Origin of the sequence: Streptomyces sp. NPDC050528 (assembly GCF_044457795.1) — a bacterium.
Taxonomy (GTDB): Bacteria; Actinomycetota; Actinomycetes; order Streptomycetales; family Streptomycetaceae; genus Streptomyces.
In genome coordinates, this window is the sequence record NZ_JBITHH010000007.1 from 365264 (window position 1) to 379611 (window position 14348).

14 protein-coding genes are annotated in these 14348 nt (G+C 69.9%); 5 read left to right on the forward strand and 9 right to left on the reverse strand.

What is annotated here, in order from left to right:
- Nucleotides 1–229: 229 nt before the first annotated feature.
- The 3 genes from ACIBK4_RS25660 to ACIBK4_RS25670 form a co-directional block, all read right to left on the reverse strand.
- On the reverse strand, nucleotides 230–481 hold the full coding sequence (locus tag ACIBK4_RS25660) for a hypothetical protein (protein ID WP_398997888.1): 252 nt from the start codon (nucleotides 479–481) through the stop codon (nucleotides 230–232).
- A 202-nt stretch (nucleotides 482–683) separates the two neighbouring features.
- Nucleotides 684–1007: a HEAT repeat domain-containing protein gene (locus tag ACIBK4_RS25665; RefSeq protein WP_398997890.1), complete on the reverse strand. Its 324-nt coding sequence runs from the start codon at nucleotides 1005–1007 to the stop codon at nucleotides 684–686.
- 73 nt (nucleotides 1008–1080) lie between these two features.
- On the reverse strand, nucleotides 1081–1314 hold the full coding sequence (locus ACIBK4_RS25670; protein WP_398997892.1) for a hypothetical protein: 234 nt from the start codon (nucleotides 1312–1314) through the stop codon (nucleotides 1081–1083).
- A gap of 269 nt (nucleotides 1315–1583) precedes the next feature.
- Between ACIBK4_RS25670 and ACIBK4_RS25675 the strand changes: the two genes are divergently transcribed.
- The 5 genes from ACIBK4_RS25675 to ACIBK4_RS25695 all read left to right on the forward strand — a co-directional run bounded on the left by ACIBK4_RS25675 (nucleotide 1584) and on the right by ACIBK4_RS25695 (nucleotide 8162).
- Nucleotides 1584–2867 (forward strand): EfeM/EfeO family lipoprotein, encoded by a 1284-nt coding sequence (locus ACIBK4_RS25675; RefSeq protein ID WP_398997894.1) that lies wholly within the window; start codon nucleotides 1584–1586, stop codon nucleotides 2865–2867.
- The gene (gene efeB / locus ACIBK4_RS25680) at nucleotides 2864–4087 is read left to right on the forward strand and encodes an iron uptake transporter deferrochelatase/peroxidase subunit (RefSeq protein WP_398997896.1); all 1224 of its coding nucleotides are present in this window, start codon (nucleotides 2864–2866) and stop codon (nucleotides 4085–4087) included. The genes ACIBK4_RS25675 and efeB overlap by 4 nt, the downstream gene beginning before the upstream one ends.
- A gap of 189 nt (nucleotides 4088–4276) precedes the next feature.
- Nucleotides 4277–6154: a phospholipase C gene (locus ACIBK4_RS25685; RefSeq protein WP_398997898.1), complete on the forward strand. Its 1878-nt coding sequence runs from the start codon at nucleotides 4277–4279 to the stop codon at nucleotides 6152–6154.
- A 204-nt stretch (nucleotides 6155–6358) separates the two neighbouring features.
- On the forward strand, nucleotides 6359–7078 hold the full coding sequence (locus ACIBK4_RS25690; protein ID WP_398997900.1) for a lysophospholipid acyltransferase family protein: 720 nt from the start codon (nucleotides 6359–6361) through the stop codon (nucleotides 7076–7078).
- A gap of 70 nt (nucleotides 7079–7148) precedes the next feature.
- Nucleotides 7149–8162 (forward strand): NAD-dependent epimerase/dehydratase family protein, encoded by a 1014-nt coding sequence (locus tag ACIBK4_RS25695; protein WP_398998281.1) that lies wholly within the window; start codon nucleotides 7149–7151, stop codon nucleotides 8160–8162.
- Nucleotides 8163–8215: 53 nt separating this feature from the next.
- On the opposite strand, the gene ACIBK4_RS25700 is transcribed toward ACIBK4_RS25695, so the two are convergent.
- The 6 genes from ACIBK4_RS25700 to ACIBK4_RS25725 all read right to left on the reverse strand — a co-directional run bounded on the left by ACIBK4_RS25700 (nucleotide 8216) and on the right by ACIBK4_RS25725 (nucleotide 14339).
- A complete protein-coding gene (locus ACIBK4_RS25700) occupies nucleotides 8216–9796 on the reverse strand; it encodes an alpha/beta hydrolase (protein ID WP_398998283.1) in 1581 nt (526 codons plus the stop codon).
- A 164-nt stretch (nucleotides 9797–9960) separates the two neighbouring features.
- Nucleotides 9961–10716 carry an urease accessory protein UreD gene (locus tag ACIBK4_RS25705; protein WP_398998285.1) on the reverse strand — a complete coding sequence of 252 codons (756 nt, stop codon included), beginning with the start codon at nucleotides 10714–10716 and terminating at the stop codon, nucleotides 9961–9963.
- Nucleotides 10716–11393, reverse strand: a complete 678-nt coding sequence (gene ureG / locus ACIBK4_RS25710; protein ID WP_398997902.1) for an urease accessory protein UreG — start codon at nucleotides 11391–11393, stop codon at nucleotides 10716–10718. The genes ACIBK4_RS25705 and ureG overlap by 1 nt, the downstream gene beginning before the upstream one ends.
- Before the next feature lie 210 nt (nucleotides 11394–11603).
- Nucleotides 11604–12278, reverse strand: coding sequence for an urease accessory protein UreF (locus ACIBK4_RS25715; RefSeq protein ID WP_398997904.1), 675 nt, complete (start codon nucleotides 12276–12278; stop codon nucleotides 11604–11606).
- Nucleotides 12279–12313: 35 nt separating this feature from the next.
- Nucleotides 12314–14035 (reverse strand): urease subunit alpha, encoded by a 1722-nt coding sequence (locus tag ACIBK4_RS25720; protein WP_398997906.1) that lies wholly within the window; start codon nucleotides 14033–14035, stop codon nucleotides 12314–12316.
- The gene (locus ACIBK4_RS25725) at nucleotides 14028–14339 is read right to left on the reverse strand and encodes an urease subunit beta (protein WP_318014917.1); all 312 of its coding nucleotides are present in this window, start codon (nucleotides 14337–14339) and stop codon (nucleotides 14028–14030) included. The genes ACIBK4_RS25720 and ACIBK4_RS25725 overlap by 8 nt, the downstream gene beginning before the upstream one ends.
- Between the last annotated feature and the right edge of the window lie 9 nt (nucleotides 14340–14348).

The window sequence follows — 14348 nt, forward strand, 5'->3', positions numbered from 1 at the left end:
GCTCCGCGGGAGTGCGGGTACTGGACCGGCTTCGCACCGAGACCGGTCCAGCCGGGCCGTGCAGATCCGCGCAACTCCCGTTCAAGAACGGCTACTTGCGCCCGCCGTACTCCGCTCCGCAGGAATGCCGGCACTGGCCCGGAGCACCGAGTTCGGTGCGGCCAGGCCCGTGAAGACCCGTGTAACTCCCGGCCGGGAGCAGATGCCCGCAACTCCCGGTCGGCAACGGCTACTTGCCCGCCGCGCTCTGCTCCGCAGGAGTACCGGTACCGGTACCGGCGCCAGCGCCCGTGTCCGCTAGGGCCGCCTGGGTGAGGAGGCGGCGGGCCAGGTCGCGGGCCTCGGCGACGGTGAGGGAGGCCCAGAGTCCGGGTTCGCCGCGTACTACGGGGCCTACGTCCAATGTGACCCGGGAGATCGGCCGTTCCGGGATCGCCAACAGCAGTCGCTTTACCGCGACCTGTCGGCCGCAGGTGGTCACCAACGGTGCTTCACCTGACGGCGGGAGCGGCTCCTGCCCTGACCGATTCATCTCCTCCACGACCCTTCCCTGAGTACCCGGCGAGGTATCAGGAGCAGCGCCGTAGGGGGCCGGGTTGTTCCCGGACGGCGGTGGCGCCACCCGTCCGGACCGATACGGGAACGGCGGTTCCTGATCGACTCCGGTCGGCTGCCGGGTCGTGTCAGTCCGCCGCGCCCTCCGGCCCACCGTCCATTGCCGCGAGCGCGTCCCGCACCCCGGTCTGTATCCAGTCGGCCTGGCTGTCGTCGGCCTCGGCATCCGCCAGAGCGATGAGTCGTGCCGCAGCCACCGTCCCCACCCGGGCCAGCGCCTCCGCCGTGCGCCGGGTCACCGCCGAGTCCTCGGCGTCCAGCAGCAACCTCACCAACGCGTCCGCAGCCTCGGGAACATCGGCGAAGCGGGCGAGGTCACACCCGGCACGCGCACGTCGCGACCACGAAGGGGACGAGGCCCCGGCCAAGGCCGCCTCCAGTCCACTCGTCATCTCCGACACCGTCAGACGGTCTCATGCTCCCCGGCCACTATCGCGCCCGGGCCGACACCACCCACGCTCGACATCAGTCCTCCGGTCGAAGTCGCTGTCGAGCGGCCTCAAGTCGCTGGTCGTAGTCGGCGGCGAAGAGCTCAGGAAGTGCCGTGTCGAGCGTTCCGGCGATGCGATGGATCGGCGCCCAGACCGCCGGATCGTCGACAACGCGCCTGAGGTCGGTCATCTGAAGCCTCTCCAGCCAGTGCGACAGCACCAGCGCCTCGTCACGCGTGAGCCTGATCGTGACCTGGCCATCCTTCATCCGCACCCCTCCGGCTCGGTCCCGCCCTCGACCACGCGAACCTACTGGTCTTCGGCCTCGACCCAACGCACAGGGCCCCCAGCCCAGCCGTAGCCCACCGTGTACGCCGGCGCAGCGCACCGTGGCGATCATGGACCGTCCGGTGAACCCCGGGCGAATTCTCGCCCGCCCTCCGGTCAGAACAGGGTCAAGGAACGCGGTGGGGGTCGTAGCGCCCTCATAAGATCGCTGGCACCGCCACCTTTCGTACGACTCCCTGGAGGCCCGGCGTGCCCGACATCGCGCGCGGCGCCGAAGCCGACGCCGAACCCGGTCCGACAGCCGCCCCGGATCCGGCACCGCCCTCGCCGAACCCTGCCGCCCGCCGCCGCACCGTGCTGCTCGCGGCCGGTGCCCTGGTCGCCGTGGCGGCCGTGGGGGCGGGTGTGCTGGCGGCCCGGGGGTCGGGGTCGAGCGCACAGCCGGCCGCCGCTGCCGACGGCCTCCCGCACACCACCGTCGAGGTCGCGACCGCCGGGTGCGGGAGCGGCTGGACGCATCCGCAGGCCGGGCATCAAGTCTTCGAGCTGCACAACACGTCCAGTACCGCAGCCGAGGTCTATCTCACCGACGTGAAGACCGGTGCCGTCTACGGCGAGGTCGAGGGACTGGCGCCGGGGACCGTGCGGCCGCTCGGAGTCACCCTCGGGAACGGGTCGTACGCCTTCAAGTGTCTGCCCGACGACGCCGACGCCGTGACCGGGCCCACCGTCCGCATCACCGGCTCGAAGGTGAAGAGCGGGCCCGCCGCCGTACCCATCACGCAGCAGGAACTCATCCCGCCGACGCTCGCCTATCAGAAGTGGATTCAGGGCCGGACCGTCGAACTCGCCCAGAAGACCGCTGTGTTGCGTGCCGCCGTCGACCGGGGTGACCTCGCCGCCGCCCGTAAGGCCTGGCTGCCCGCGCATCTCGTCTACGAGCGGATGGGCGCCGCCTACGGCACCTTCGGCGACTCCGACGGAGCGATCAACGGCACCACAGCGGGGCTCGCGGGCGGAGTGCACGACGCCGGGTTCACCGGGTTCCACCGGGTCGAGTACGGGCTCTGGCACGGCGAGTCGGCGAGCGGGCTGCGCGGTCCCGCCGACCAACTCGCCAAGGATGTCCACGCGTTGGAGAGCAGCTGGCCCTCCCAGCGGATGGATCCGGCCGACACCGGGCTGCGGGCGCACGAGATCCTGGAGAACACCGTGCAGTTCGAGCTGACCGGGCGCACCGACTACGGCAGCGGGACAAATCTGGCCACTGCCCGCGCCAACCTCGACGGCACGCGCGTACTACTCGGGTATCTGCAGCCGCTGTTGAAGACCCGGGACGCCGATTTCGCCGAACTCGGCACCTGGATGGACCGCGCCCAGCACACCCTGGACGGCCTCGACCACTCCGGGAAGTGGACGCCCTTGGCTCAACTCACCCGTCCGCAGCGGGAGAAGGTCAACGCCGACCTCGGTGGACTGGTCGAGCGGCTGGCCGACGTGGCCGCCCTCACGGACGTACGGAGGACCGCGTGAAGCGCGTGAACGAGGTGGGCCGCCGGGGATTCCTGGCGAGTGCGGCAGCCGTGGCCGGTGCGGGTCTTGTGGCCGCCGATCGCGGTGCCGCCGCAGCCGCGACAACGGAGCCGGCCGCCGCCAGCGTGCCTTTCCACGGCCTCCATCAGGCCGGGATCATCACCCCCGCCCAGCGCGCCACCGCGTTCGTCTCCTTCGACACGACAGCCGCCGACCGGTCCGAACTCACCGAGCTCCTACGGACGTTGACCGAGCGCGCGCGTTTCCTCACCACCGGCGGCAGCCCGGAGGACCTCGGCATCACCGCCCCGCCCTCCGACTCCGGCACCCTCGGCCCGGACCTCCCCGCCGACCGGCTGAGCGTCACCGTCGGCGTCGGCGCTTCGCTCTTCGACGACCGCTACGGGCTCGCGAAGCTCACGCCGCGCCGGCTGACCGCGATGCCGTCGTTCCCCGACGACGATCTCAACTCCGCCTGGTGCCACGGCGATGTGAGCGTGCAGTTCTGCGCGGACAGCTCGGACACCGTGCTGCACGCGCTGCGCGATGTCACCCGGCACACGCGCGGCGGGCTCCAAGTGCGGTGGCGGACGGACGGGTTCATCAGTCCGCCGCGTCCCTCGGGCACCCCGCGCAACCACATGGGCTTCAAGGACGGCATCTCCAACCCCGAGGTGACCGACGCCCGCGCGATGAACGACCTTGTGTGGGTGGGCAGTAGCGGCGGCGAGCCCGACTGGGCGACCGGCGGCAGCTATCAAGTCGTACGGCTGATACGGATGTTGGTGGAGTTCTGGGACCGGGTCTCCATCACCGAGCAGGAGCGGATGTTCGGCCGCGCCCGGGACACCGGCGCCCCGCTGGACGGGCACCACGAGAAGGACTCGCCCAACTTCGCGCAGGACCCGCAGGGCGATGTGATCCCGCTCGACAGCCACATCCGGCTCGCCAACCCGCGCTCCACGCAGAGCGCCGACCAGCGCATCCTGCGCCGGGGCTACAACTACGACCGGGGCATGGACAGCAACGGCAACCTCGACATGGGGCTGCTGTTCTGCTGCTACCAGCAGGACCTGGCCCGGCAGTTCGAGAACGTGCAGAAGCGGCTGGCCGGTGAACCGCTGGTCGACTACATCTCGCCGTACGGCGGCGGGTACTTCTTCGCGCTGCCCGGCGTGCGGGACGCCTCCGACTGGCTGGGCCGCTCCCTGCTGACCTGAGATACCGCCCGCCTGAGAGCAGGGTCAAGAGCAGGCCAACAGACCATGAGAAATTCCTGACCGGGCGTTCGCTCCCGCGTCATTGCCGCTCCCCCGCCCCGCCGTCACCATTGCCCAGGCTACGGCGGTAGGTGCCACGGCCATGGACGGTGTGGCAGCAGAACCACTGCTCCCGGAAGGCGAGACAGCATGATCGGCAAAGGAAGTAACCCCGGTGCACGGCGCCGGTTGACGCGGGTGGGCGCCCTGCTCGGCGCAGCGGCCCTGGCCACCGCGGGCGGGGTGGTCCCCGCGTCGGCGGCCTCGAACGGCCACCAGCCCTCGGGCGGCACCCACACGGCGACGCCGATCAAGCACGTGGTCGTGATCTACGACGAGAACATCTCGTTCGACCACTACTTCGCCACCTACCCCCAGGCCGCGAACACCGACGGCACCAAGTTCAAGGCCGCGGCGCACACGCCGAAGGCCGACAACCTGCTCAACGCCGGGCTGCTGAAGAAGAACCCGAACCTCTACACGCCCACGCGGCTGAGCAGTTCGCAGGCGATGACCTGCGACCAGAACCACTCCTACGGCCCCGAGCAGTACGCGGCCGACGGCGGCAAGGCCGACAAGTACGTCGAGAACACCGAGGTCAACAAGTGCACCGGCCTCTTCGGTGAGCCCGGTCTGGTGATGGACTACTACGACGGCAACACCGTCACGGGCATGTGGAACTACGCCCAGCAGTACGCCCTCAACGACCGCTCGTTCAGCTCCAACTTCGGCCCCTCGACGCCCGGCGCCCTGAACCTGATATCGGGTCAGACGCACGGCGTGATCTCCACCGACCCGGCCTCCGGCACCGAGAACCCGAAGCAGACGACGACCCCGGACTCGTACGCCGTGGTCTCCCCGAACGCCAAGGGTGTCGGCACGGTCATCAACGACCCCGACCCGGCCTTCGACGACTGCTCGGACAAGGACCACACCTCGACCAGCGCGCTCGCGGAGATGCAGGGCAAGAACATCGGCGACCTGCTCAACTCCAAGAACGTGAGCTGGGGTTGGTTCCAGGGCGGCTTCCGGCCCAGCACCGCGTGGGACGGCAAGAGCGGTGACTACGCCAAGTGCGCCGGCACCACCCACACCAATGTCGGCGGCGCCGCGTCCGAGGACTACAGCGCGCACCACGAGCCGTTCGAGTACTACAAGTCGACCGCGAACCCGCACCACTTGGCGCCGAAGTCGGTCGCCGAGATCGGCCACAACGGCCGCGCGAACCACAACTACGACCTGACCGACTTCGACGCCGCGCTGAAGGCCGACAACCTTCCCGCGGTGAGCTTCCTGAAGGCGGCCGAGTACCAGGACGGGCACGCCGGTTACTCGGACCCGACCGACGAGCAGAACTTCCTGATCAAGGAGATCAACGCTCTTCAGAAGTCGCCGGAGTGGAAGTCGACGGCGGTCGTGCTCGCCTACGACGACTCCGACGGCTGGTACGACCACGTCTCCTCGAAGGTCCTGAACGGCTCGAAGGACTCGACAGTCGGCTCCAACGGCAAGGCCACGGACAGCCCGGCCTGCCAGGCGGGTCCGGCCGCCAAGGGCGGTTACGCGGACCGCTGCGGTCCCGGCACCCGGCAGCCGCTGCTGGTCATCTCGCCGTACAGCAAGGTCAACAAGATCGACCACACGGCCACCGAGCAGGCGTCGATCACGCAGTTCATCGAGGACAACTGGCACACCGGCCGGATCGGTGACGCGTCCTTCGACCAGCGGGCGGGCAGCCTGGCCAACATGTTCGACTTCCGGCACCCGAACAACAAGCAGGTGCTGCTGAACGCGAACGGCTCGGTGAAGTCGGTCAAGCGGATCCCGCACTACACGCAGACGTCGTCGACGGCCACTAAGGCCCCGTACCCGGCGTACGTCCAGGACCTGAAGGCGCAGAACGTCGCCGCCAGCACCGACTCCTCCACGGCTCTGCCGGTCGCGATCGGCGCCGGTCTGCTCACGGCGGTCGGAGCGACCACGGCGTTCGCCGTGTACCGCCGCAGGACGCGGAGCGCGGCCCTGTAAGTCACCGTGAACCGGGGCCGGTTGGCCTTTACCGAGGGCGGCGAGGACGATCTCCTCGCCGCCCTCGGTCGTGTCCGCGGCGGTCTGATCGCCCCGGTTCCACCGAACGGCGCCTGCCCCTACACTGACAGCTCACGAGGTACCGGGTGACCTGCGAGAACAGGTCGGTCGAGCCGACCCGCCGGAGTGAGGAGCGACCCCCCCTTGTTCTACTACCTCCTGAAATACGTCATTCTGGGTCCTTTGCTCAGACTGGTCTTCCGCCCCCGGATCGAGGGCCTGGACCACATACCGGAGGAGGGCCCGGCGATCATCGCCGGCAACCACCTCTCGTTCGCCGACCACTTCCTGATGCCGGCGGTCCTCAAGCGCCGCATCACCTTCCTCGCCAAGGCCGAGTACTTCACCGGCCCCGGCATACGCGGCCGCCTCACCGCGACCTTCTTCCGCAGCGCGGGCCAGATCCCGGTCGACCGCTCCGGCAAGGAGGCGGGCCAGGCAGCGATCCGCGAGGGCCTCGGCGTCCTGAGCAAGGACGAACTCCTCGGCATCTACCCCGAGGGCACGCGCTCCCACGACGGCCGCCTCTACAAGGGCAAGGTCGGCGTGGCGGTCATGGCCCTCAAGGCCCAGGTCCCCGTCATCCCGTGCGCGATGATCGGCACCTTCGAGGCCCAGCCGCCCGGCAAGGTCATCCCCAAGATCCACCCCGTGACGATCCGCTTCGGCAAGCCCCTCGACTTCTCCCGCTACGCCGGCATGGAGAACGAGAAGGCGATCCTGCGCGCCATCACCGACGAGATCATGTACGCGATCCTCAAGCTCTCCGAGCAGGAGTACGTCGACCAGTACGCGGCCGTCGCGAAGGCGGAGCAGGCGGCCGCGGCGAAGGAGCGCAAGTTCCCCCGGCTGCCGCTGAGTTGAGCTCTGCCCTGGGCAGATCTCCAGGCCACGACACGATCGGCGACCGTACGGTCGTCGCATGAAACGTGCTGTGGTGATCGGAGCGGGCGGTCAGATCGGGCGTCCCGCGGTGCACGCCCTCGTGCGGGACGGGTGGGAGGTGACGGCCGCGTCGCGCGGCGGCACCCGTGACCCGGCCTGGCCGGACGACGTACGGACGGTACGGCTCGACCGCGAGGACGACCTCGCGCTCGCCGCGCTGGTCGGCGACGGTTGTGATGTGTTGGTCGACCTGGTGGCCTACGGGGCCCGCCACGGACGGCAGTTGACCGCCCTGGCCGACCGCATCGGCTCGGCCGTGGTCGTCTCCAGTGTCTCCGTCTACGAGGACGACCGGGGCCGCGGCTTCGACACGCAGGACCAGCCGGACGGCTTCCCCGAGTACCCGGTACCCCTCACGGAGAAGCAGCCGACCGTGCGCCCGGGCGAGTCCACGTACAGCACGCGCAAGGCCGCCCTGGAGCACGAACTCCTCGCCGCCGAGGGCCGGTTGCCGGTCACCGTGCTGCGGCCGGGCGCGATCCACGGGCCGTACTGCCGGACTCCGCGCGAGCTCTACTTCGTCAAGCGCAACCTGGACGGCCGTCGTCGGCGCGTCCTCTCGTTCGGCGGACAGAGCCGTTTCCACCCGGCCGGCGTCCACAACATCGCGGAGTTGATCCGGCTGGCCGCCTCCCGGCCGGGTTCAAGGGTGCTCAACGCCGTCGATCCGGACGCGCCGACGGTGGCGGAGATCGCCGCGGCCATCGACGCGGTGATGGGGATCGAGGCGGAGAGCGTGCTGGTCGACGGGCCCCCTCCCGCGCCCACCGTGGGGGACACACCGTGGTCGGTGCCCGTGCCGGTGGTGTGCGACATGTCCGCCGCCGAACGGGAGTTGGGCTACCGCCCGGTCGCCCGGTACGCGGAGACGCTGCCGGAGACCGTCACCTGGATCGAGGGGCAACTGGCCGGACGTGACTGGCGCGAGGCGTACCCGAAGATGTTCCAGGCGTACGGCGACCTCTTCGACTACGCGGCCGAGGACGCCTGGCCGGCGAAGTGACAAAGGGGCGGCCGGTTCAGAACCGGCCGCCCCTCGTCACGTTCAACTACTGCTTACGGCACCGGCGTCGCGTGCGGGGTGCACGTGAAGTCGGCGGCGTCGAGCTTGCCGGTCAACAGGTAGTTGTCGACACGGGAGTTGATGCAGGGGTTGACCAGACCGGTCACGCCGTGCGAACCGGCGTCCTTCTCGGTGATGAGCCGTGAGCCCTTGAAGCTCTTGTGCAGGACGACCGCGCCCTCGTACGGCGTGGCGGCGTCGCGCTGGGACTGCACGATGAGGACGGGCGGCAGACCCTTGCCGGTCTTGACCTTGACCGGGGACTGCTGCTTGACCGGCCACGTGGCGCACGGCAGGTTCATCCAGGCGTTGGACCAGGTCAGGAACGGATACTGCTTGTTGAGCGCCGTGTTGTCCTTGTCCCACTTCGCCCAGCTGGTGGGCCACTTGGCGTCGGTGCACTCGACGGCCGTGTAGACGGCGTTGCCGTTCTCCGAGGAGATGTTGCCCGCGGTGTCCGACATGTCGGGCGAGGCCGCGTCGATGAGCGGCTGGGGGTCACCGGCGACGTACTTGCTGAACGCGGTGGCGACCGGCACCCACGAGGAGTCGTAGTACGGGGCGCCCTGGAAGAAGCCGAGCAGCTCGGCCGGACCGACGACCCCGCCGAGCGGGCTCTTCTTGGCGGTGGCGCGCAGTTCGAGCCACTTGGCCTGGACGGCGGCGCGGGTGGTGCCGAGGTGGAAGGCCGCGTCGTTCTTCGCGACCCAGTCCTCCCAGTCCTTCCAGCGGCCCTCGAAGGCGACGTCCTGGCCCAGGTTGGCCTCGTACCAGATGTTGTCCTGCGCCGGGTTGACGACGCTGTCGACGATCATGCGGCGCACGTGGCTCGGGAACAGGGTGCCGTAGACGGCGCCGAGGTAGGTGCCGTAGGAGACACCCAGGTAGTTGAGCTTCTTCTCGCCGAGGGCGGCGCGGATGACGTCGAGGTCGCGCGCGGTGTTCGGCGTGGTCATCTGCGCGAGCATGGTGCGGCCGGTGCGCTTGGCGCAGCCGTCGGCGTACTCACGGGCCAGCTTGCGCTGCGCGTTCTTGTCGGCCGTGCTGTCCGGTACCGGGTCCGCCTTGGGCGCCTTCACGAACTCCTGCGGGTCGATGCAGGAGATGGGCGCCGAGTGGCCGACACCGCGCGGGTCGAAGCCCACGAAGTCGTACGCCTTGGACGTGTTGACCCACAGCGGGTTCTTGGTGGTGACCCGGAGCGGGAAGCGCATTCCCGAGCCGCCCGGACCGCCGGGGTTGTAGACGAGCGCGCCCTGGCGCTCCGCCTTGGTGCCGGTGCTGACGGCACGGTCGACGGCGAGCTTGATCTTCTTGCCGTTCGGCTTGGTGTAGTCGATCGGTACGGTCACCCAGCCGCACTGGACCGGCTTCGCGAATCCCCAGTCGGTGGGGCAGTCCTGCCAGTCGATCCCGGCCTTGGCGGCGCGGGCGGCGGCGAGCGCGGCGCCCTGGGCGGCCGCACGGTCCTGCCCGTGCCCTGCGGTCTGGCTGGTCTGCGCGTTGGCCGCGGGTGCCACCACGGCGCCGGCTATCAGCGCCGCCGCAGCGAATCCGGCCGAACCGAACGCCATCACGCGGCTCTTCGGTCTGTTGTGCCTCAAGTGGGCCCCTCCCCGTACATCGTTGCGAAATGGTCTCGGAGGATCCTCGCGGCTGTGAGCACCCTGAGAACAGAGGCGGTTGACCTTCTTTACCAATCCGATAAGCGGAAACGTGCGTCCCGCTCAGCGGATACTCACCCCAGCGACGCCAGAGCCTCGTCCAGCACCCGCCGCAACCGCAGCGCGTCGGAGGCGATCGCGCTCACCAGCACGGCGGGCCCGGCGAGCGGCACGAGGCTCGCACACTCCCCCAGCATCCGCGCGCCAACCGGCTCCTGCCCGAACTCCGGCCGTACGACGACGAGTTGCCCCACGGCGCGCTGCCCCCCGAGCACGGCGGGCCCGTCCCACCCGCCCGGCGCCCCGGGTCCGCAGGCCAACTCCTGATCGAGCACGGTCCGTCCGGAGATCCTCAGCGTGAGCCGGCTGGTGAGCCGCCCGGGCTCCTCCCCCACCCTCCCGAGCACCTGCTCCTCACGCAGCACGAGCCGGGCGGAGTCGGCAAGATCGACGCGTGTGGTGACGTACAAATCGCTCCCGCGCACGGAGATCAACTGCTCGGGCAGCCAGTGCAGTTCACCGCCCTCGGCAACGTCGATCCGCACGTCGTACCGAGACTCCCCCTTGGCCTGCCCGGGCAGCGCGATGGTGGCGGCGGCAGACCCGACCCGCAACCGGGCCCCGCGCTCAACATCCGCTTGAACAGCGAAGCGATCCCCACCCAGCGGCCCGCTCATGGCCCCCACGAGCATGACCTGAGCCTCGGCTCCACTCCCCCGGGTCCGCCGCAACGCGAGCGGCCCGTCCCCCTCCAGCACGGGCAGCGCGGTACCGCCGCGCCCGTCCTCCCGGGCCACCATCCGCGCTGTGGCCCGCACCCCGCTCACCATCACACCGTCCACGCGGCAAGCCGCTCCCGCACCCAGCCGGCGACGTCGGCAACCCCGGCCTCGCTCCTCAACGACTGGAAGACCACGGGCAGTTCGGCCCGCTGAGCCTTGGCATCGGCGGCCATCCGCCCGAGATCGGACCCGACGTAGGGCGCGAGGTCGGTCTTGTTGACGACGAGCAGATCGGCCGTGGTCACTCCCGGCCCGCCCTTGCGCGGAATGTCATCCCCACCGGCAACGTCGATGACGAAGATCTGCGCGTCGACAAGCCCCTTGGAGAAGGTGGCGGTGAGATTGTCCCCACCCGACTCGACAAGGATGAGATCCAAGGGCCCGACCTCGTCCTCAAGATCCTCGACGGCTTCGAGGTTGGCGGAGATGTCGTCCCGGATAGCGGTGTGCGGACAGGCCCCGGTCTCCACGGCGGTGATCCGCTCGGGCGGCAACACGGCCTCCCGCAACAGGAATTCGGCGTCCTCACGGGTGTAGATGTCATTGGTGACGACAGCGAGGGAGAACTCGTCACGCAGGGTCCGGCAGAGCGCGGCGACGGTAGCGGTCTTCCCGGACCCGACGGGCCCACCGAGCCCGATCCGCAGGGCACGGTGAGTCCCGTCGGGCCGGTGAGCATCGGCACTGACGGCGGCGGGGCCGTCGTGGGTGTGGTCGAGGTGCATGGGGCGGCTCCTTCTGGTTTCTTACGGGGTTGTGCGATTCCGGCTCCTTGTCAGCCGGGGCCGGCACCACTCAGCCCGTCCGGCGTTTGAGGACGAGGCCCTTTCGGGGCCGACGGGGGTCCAGGGGGCGGAGCCCCCTGGGAGCGGGGTCAAAGGGGCAGAGCCCCTGGAGGATGGGACGGGTAGGGGCGGCGGGGGCGATGAAAACCCCTAGGACGCGAACAACCGCACAGCCCAAGCCGCATGCACCTCCGCCCCGATCTCCAGCAACGGCGCCGCCGCACAAGGCAGTTCATCAACCCCCTCGGCAAGAACCCGCCGCCCCGCCTCCACCGCCCGATCGGCAACAAGGTCCAACTCCGGCGCCAACCGGGCCAGTACAGCCGTAGCGTCAAAGGGATCCAGGCTCAGCAACCGCACCGTCGCGGACGCAGGCCCACTCACGCTCTCGTAGGCCGCGCAGTACGCCGCATCCTCCGCCCCCAGCCCAGCCGCCCGAGCGACCAGCCCCAACACCACAGGCTGATGCGCCCCCTTGGGGAACTCCCGCGCCAGGGCGTCGAGTTCACCGGACGGCCAGGTAGCCCGAGCGGCCCGCATCAACTGCCGCCCCAGCTTCCGCGAGGCCACCCGCAAGGCAGGCGACGGTGTCCGCGCATCCAGAGCGAGGTCCAACTCCCCTGGATCGGCACCCAATACAGCCGCAGCGGCCACCGCGGCGGACACAAGACCCGCCGTATGCAACCGCCCCCGACAGAACTCCCCAAGACTGGCCGCGCCAGTAACCCGCCCGGCCTTGACGGCGGCTTCCGCCCCGCCGGAGTGCGCATGTCCCCCGGCGGGAAACCGCCCGTCGGCGAGAACAAGTAGCGCCGCCCTGCTCATGAAACCCACCTCACCCGGCTCATCAGAACCCCTCCTCAGAAGAGGAAGTACCGCTGAGCCATGGGCAGTTCGGCCGCCGGAGTCGCCTCGACGAGCTCCCCGTCGATGTGCACGGCGAAGCTGTCGGGGTCGACCTGCACACGAGGCCGGGCGTCGTTCTCGCGCATGTCGGCCTTCGTGACCCCACGCGTCGACTCGATCGCGACGAACTTCTTCCCGAGATCGAGCCGCTCGGGCAGCCCGTCCTCGATCGCCAACTGTGCGACGAAGTTGAAGGAGTTGGCGGCCGGTGCCCGCCCGATCGCCCCGAACATCGGCCGCGGCAGGATGGGCTGGGGCGTCGGGATGGACGCGTTGGCGTCGCCCATCTGCGCGTACGCGATCTGCCCGCCCTTCATGACGAGGTGCGGCTTGACCCCGAAGAACGGCGGCTCCCACAGCACGAGGTCGGCGAGCTTGCCGGTCTCGACGGAACCGACCTCACGGGCGAGACCCTGCGCGAGAGCGGGGTTGATCGTGTACTTGGCGACGTAACGCCGCACCCGACGATTGTCCGCACGCCCGTCCCCGGGCAGCGCCCCCCGCCGCCGCTTCATCACATGCGCCGTCTGCCAGGTCCGCATGATGACCTCGCCGACCCGCCCCATCGCCTGCGCGTCGGAGGAGATGATCGAGATGGCGCCGAGGTCGTGGAGGATGTCCTCCGCGCCGATGGTCGACGGGCGGATGCGGGACTCGGCGAAGGCCAGGTCCTCGGGGACCGCCGGGTTGAGGTGGTGGCAGACCATCAGCATGTCGAGGTGTTCCTCGGCGGTGTTGACGGTGTAGGGCCGCGTCGGGTTGGTCGAGCTGGGCAGCACGTGCGGCTCGGAGACCACGGTCATGATGTCGGGCGCGTGCCCGCCGCCCGCACCCTCGGTGTGGTACGCGTGGATACCGCGTCCGGCGATCGCGGCGAGGGTGTCGCCGACGAACCCGGCCTCGTTCAACGTGTCGGTGTGGATGGCGACTTGGACGCCCGTACGGTCGGCGACGGTGAGCGAGGCGTCGATGACGGCCGGGGTCGAGCCCCAGTCCTCGTGCAGCTTCAGTCCCAGCGCTCCCCCGCGGATCTGGGACATCATCGCGTCGTGCGAGACGGTGTTGCCCTTGCCGAGGAAGCCGATGTTGAGCGGGTACTGCTCCATCGCCGCCATCATCCGGGCCAGATGCCAGGGGCCGGGGGTGACCGTGGTCGCCTTGGAGCCCTCGGCCGGTCCGGTGCCGCCGCCGACCAGGGTGGTGACTCCGGCGGAGAGCGCCTCGTCGGCGATCTGCGGGCAGATGAAGTGGACGTGCGCGTCGACGGCGCCGGCCGTGAGGATGCGTCCGTTGCCGGCGATGACCTCGGTCTCGGGGCCGATCACCAGGTCGGGGTGGATGCCGTCCATGGTGTCGGGGTTGCCGGCCTTGCCGATGCCGGTGATCCGGCCGTCGCGGATGCCGACGTCCGCCTTGACGATGCCCCAGTGGTCGATGATGACGGCACCGGTGATGACGGTGTCGGGGGTGCCTTCTGCGCGCGTCGCACGCGCCTGGCCCATCGACTCGCGGATGACCTTGCCACCACCGAACACGGCCTCGTCACCGGCGAGTCCGGGACCGCCGGAGCGGTCCTCCTCGATCTCGATCAGGAGGTCGGTGTCGGCGAGCCGGATCCGGTCACCGGTGGTCGGCCCGAACAGGTCCGCGTACGCGGCACGGGAGATCTCAGGCATCGAGGGCACCTCCGGTCTCCCCGCGCAGTCCGGGCACGATCCGAGCGCCGGTGAGGGGGACGAGTTCGACGTCGACGGGGATGCCCGGCTCGAAGCGCACGGCCGTACCGGCGGCGACGTTGAGTCGCTTGCCGCGCGCGGCCGCACGGTCGAATTCGAGCCCGGGGTTGGCCTCGGCGAAGTGGTAGTGGGAGCCGACCTGGACGGGCCGGTCGGCGGCGTTGAGGACGGTCATCCGTGTGACCTCGCGGCCCGCGTTGTAGACGATCGGGTCGTCCGCGAACAGGATCTCGCCGGGAATCATCGAGGCCTC

Bases quoted from the DNA above. Each gene is read 5' to 3' on its own strand.
- ACIBK4_RS25665 (WP_398997890.1), bottom strand. From the start codon at position 1,007: ATGACGAGTGGACTGGAGGCGGCCTTGGCCGGGGCCTCGTCCCCTTCG.
- ACIBK4_RS25670 (WP_398997892.1), bottom strand. From the start codon at position 1,314: ATGAAGGATGGCCAGGTCACGATCAGGCTCACGCGTGACGAGGCGCTG.
- ACIBK4_RS25685 (WP_398997898.1), top strand. From the start codon at position 4,277: ATGATCGGCAAAGGAAGTAACCCCGGTGCACGGCGCCGGTTGACGCGG.
- ACIBK4_RS25700 (WP_398998283.1), bottom strand. From the start codon at position 9,796: ATGGCGTTCGGTTCGGCCGGATTCGCTGCGGCGGCGCTGATAGCCGGC.
- ACIBK4_RS25705 (WP_398998285.1), bottom strand. From the start codon at position 10,716: ATGGTGAGCGGGGTGCGGGCCACAGCGCGGATGGTGGCCCGGGAGGAC.
- ureG (WP_398997902.1), bottom strand. From the start codon at position 11,393: ATGCACCTCGACCACACCCACGACGGCCCCGCCGCCGTCAGTGCCGAT.
- ACIBK4_RS25715 (WP_398997904.1), bottom strand. From the start codon at position 12,278: ATGAGCAGGGCGGCGCTACTTGTTCTCGCCGACGGGCGGTTTCCCGCC.
- ACIBK4_RS25720 (WP_398997906.1), bottom strand. From the start codon at position 14,035: ATGCCTGAGATCTCCCGTGCCGCGTACGCGGACCTGTTCGGGCCGACC.
- ACIBK4_RS25725 (WP_318014917.1), bottom strand. From the start codon at position 14,339: ATGATTCCCGGCGAGATCCTGTTCGCGGACGACCCGATCGTCTACAAC.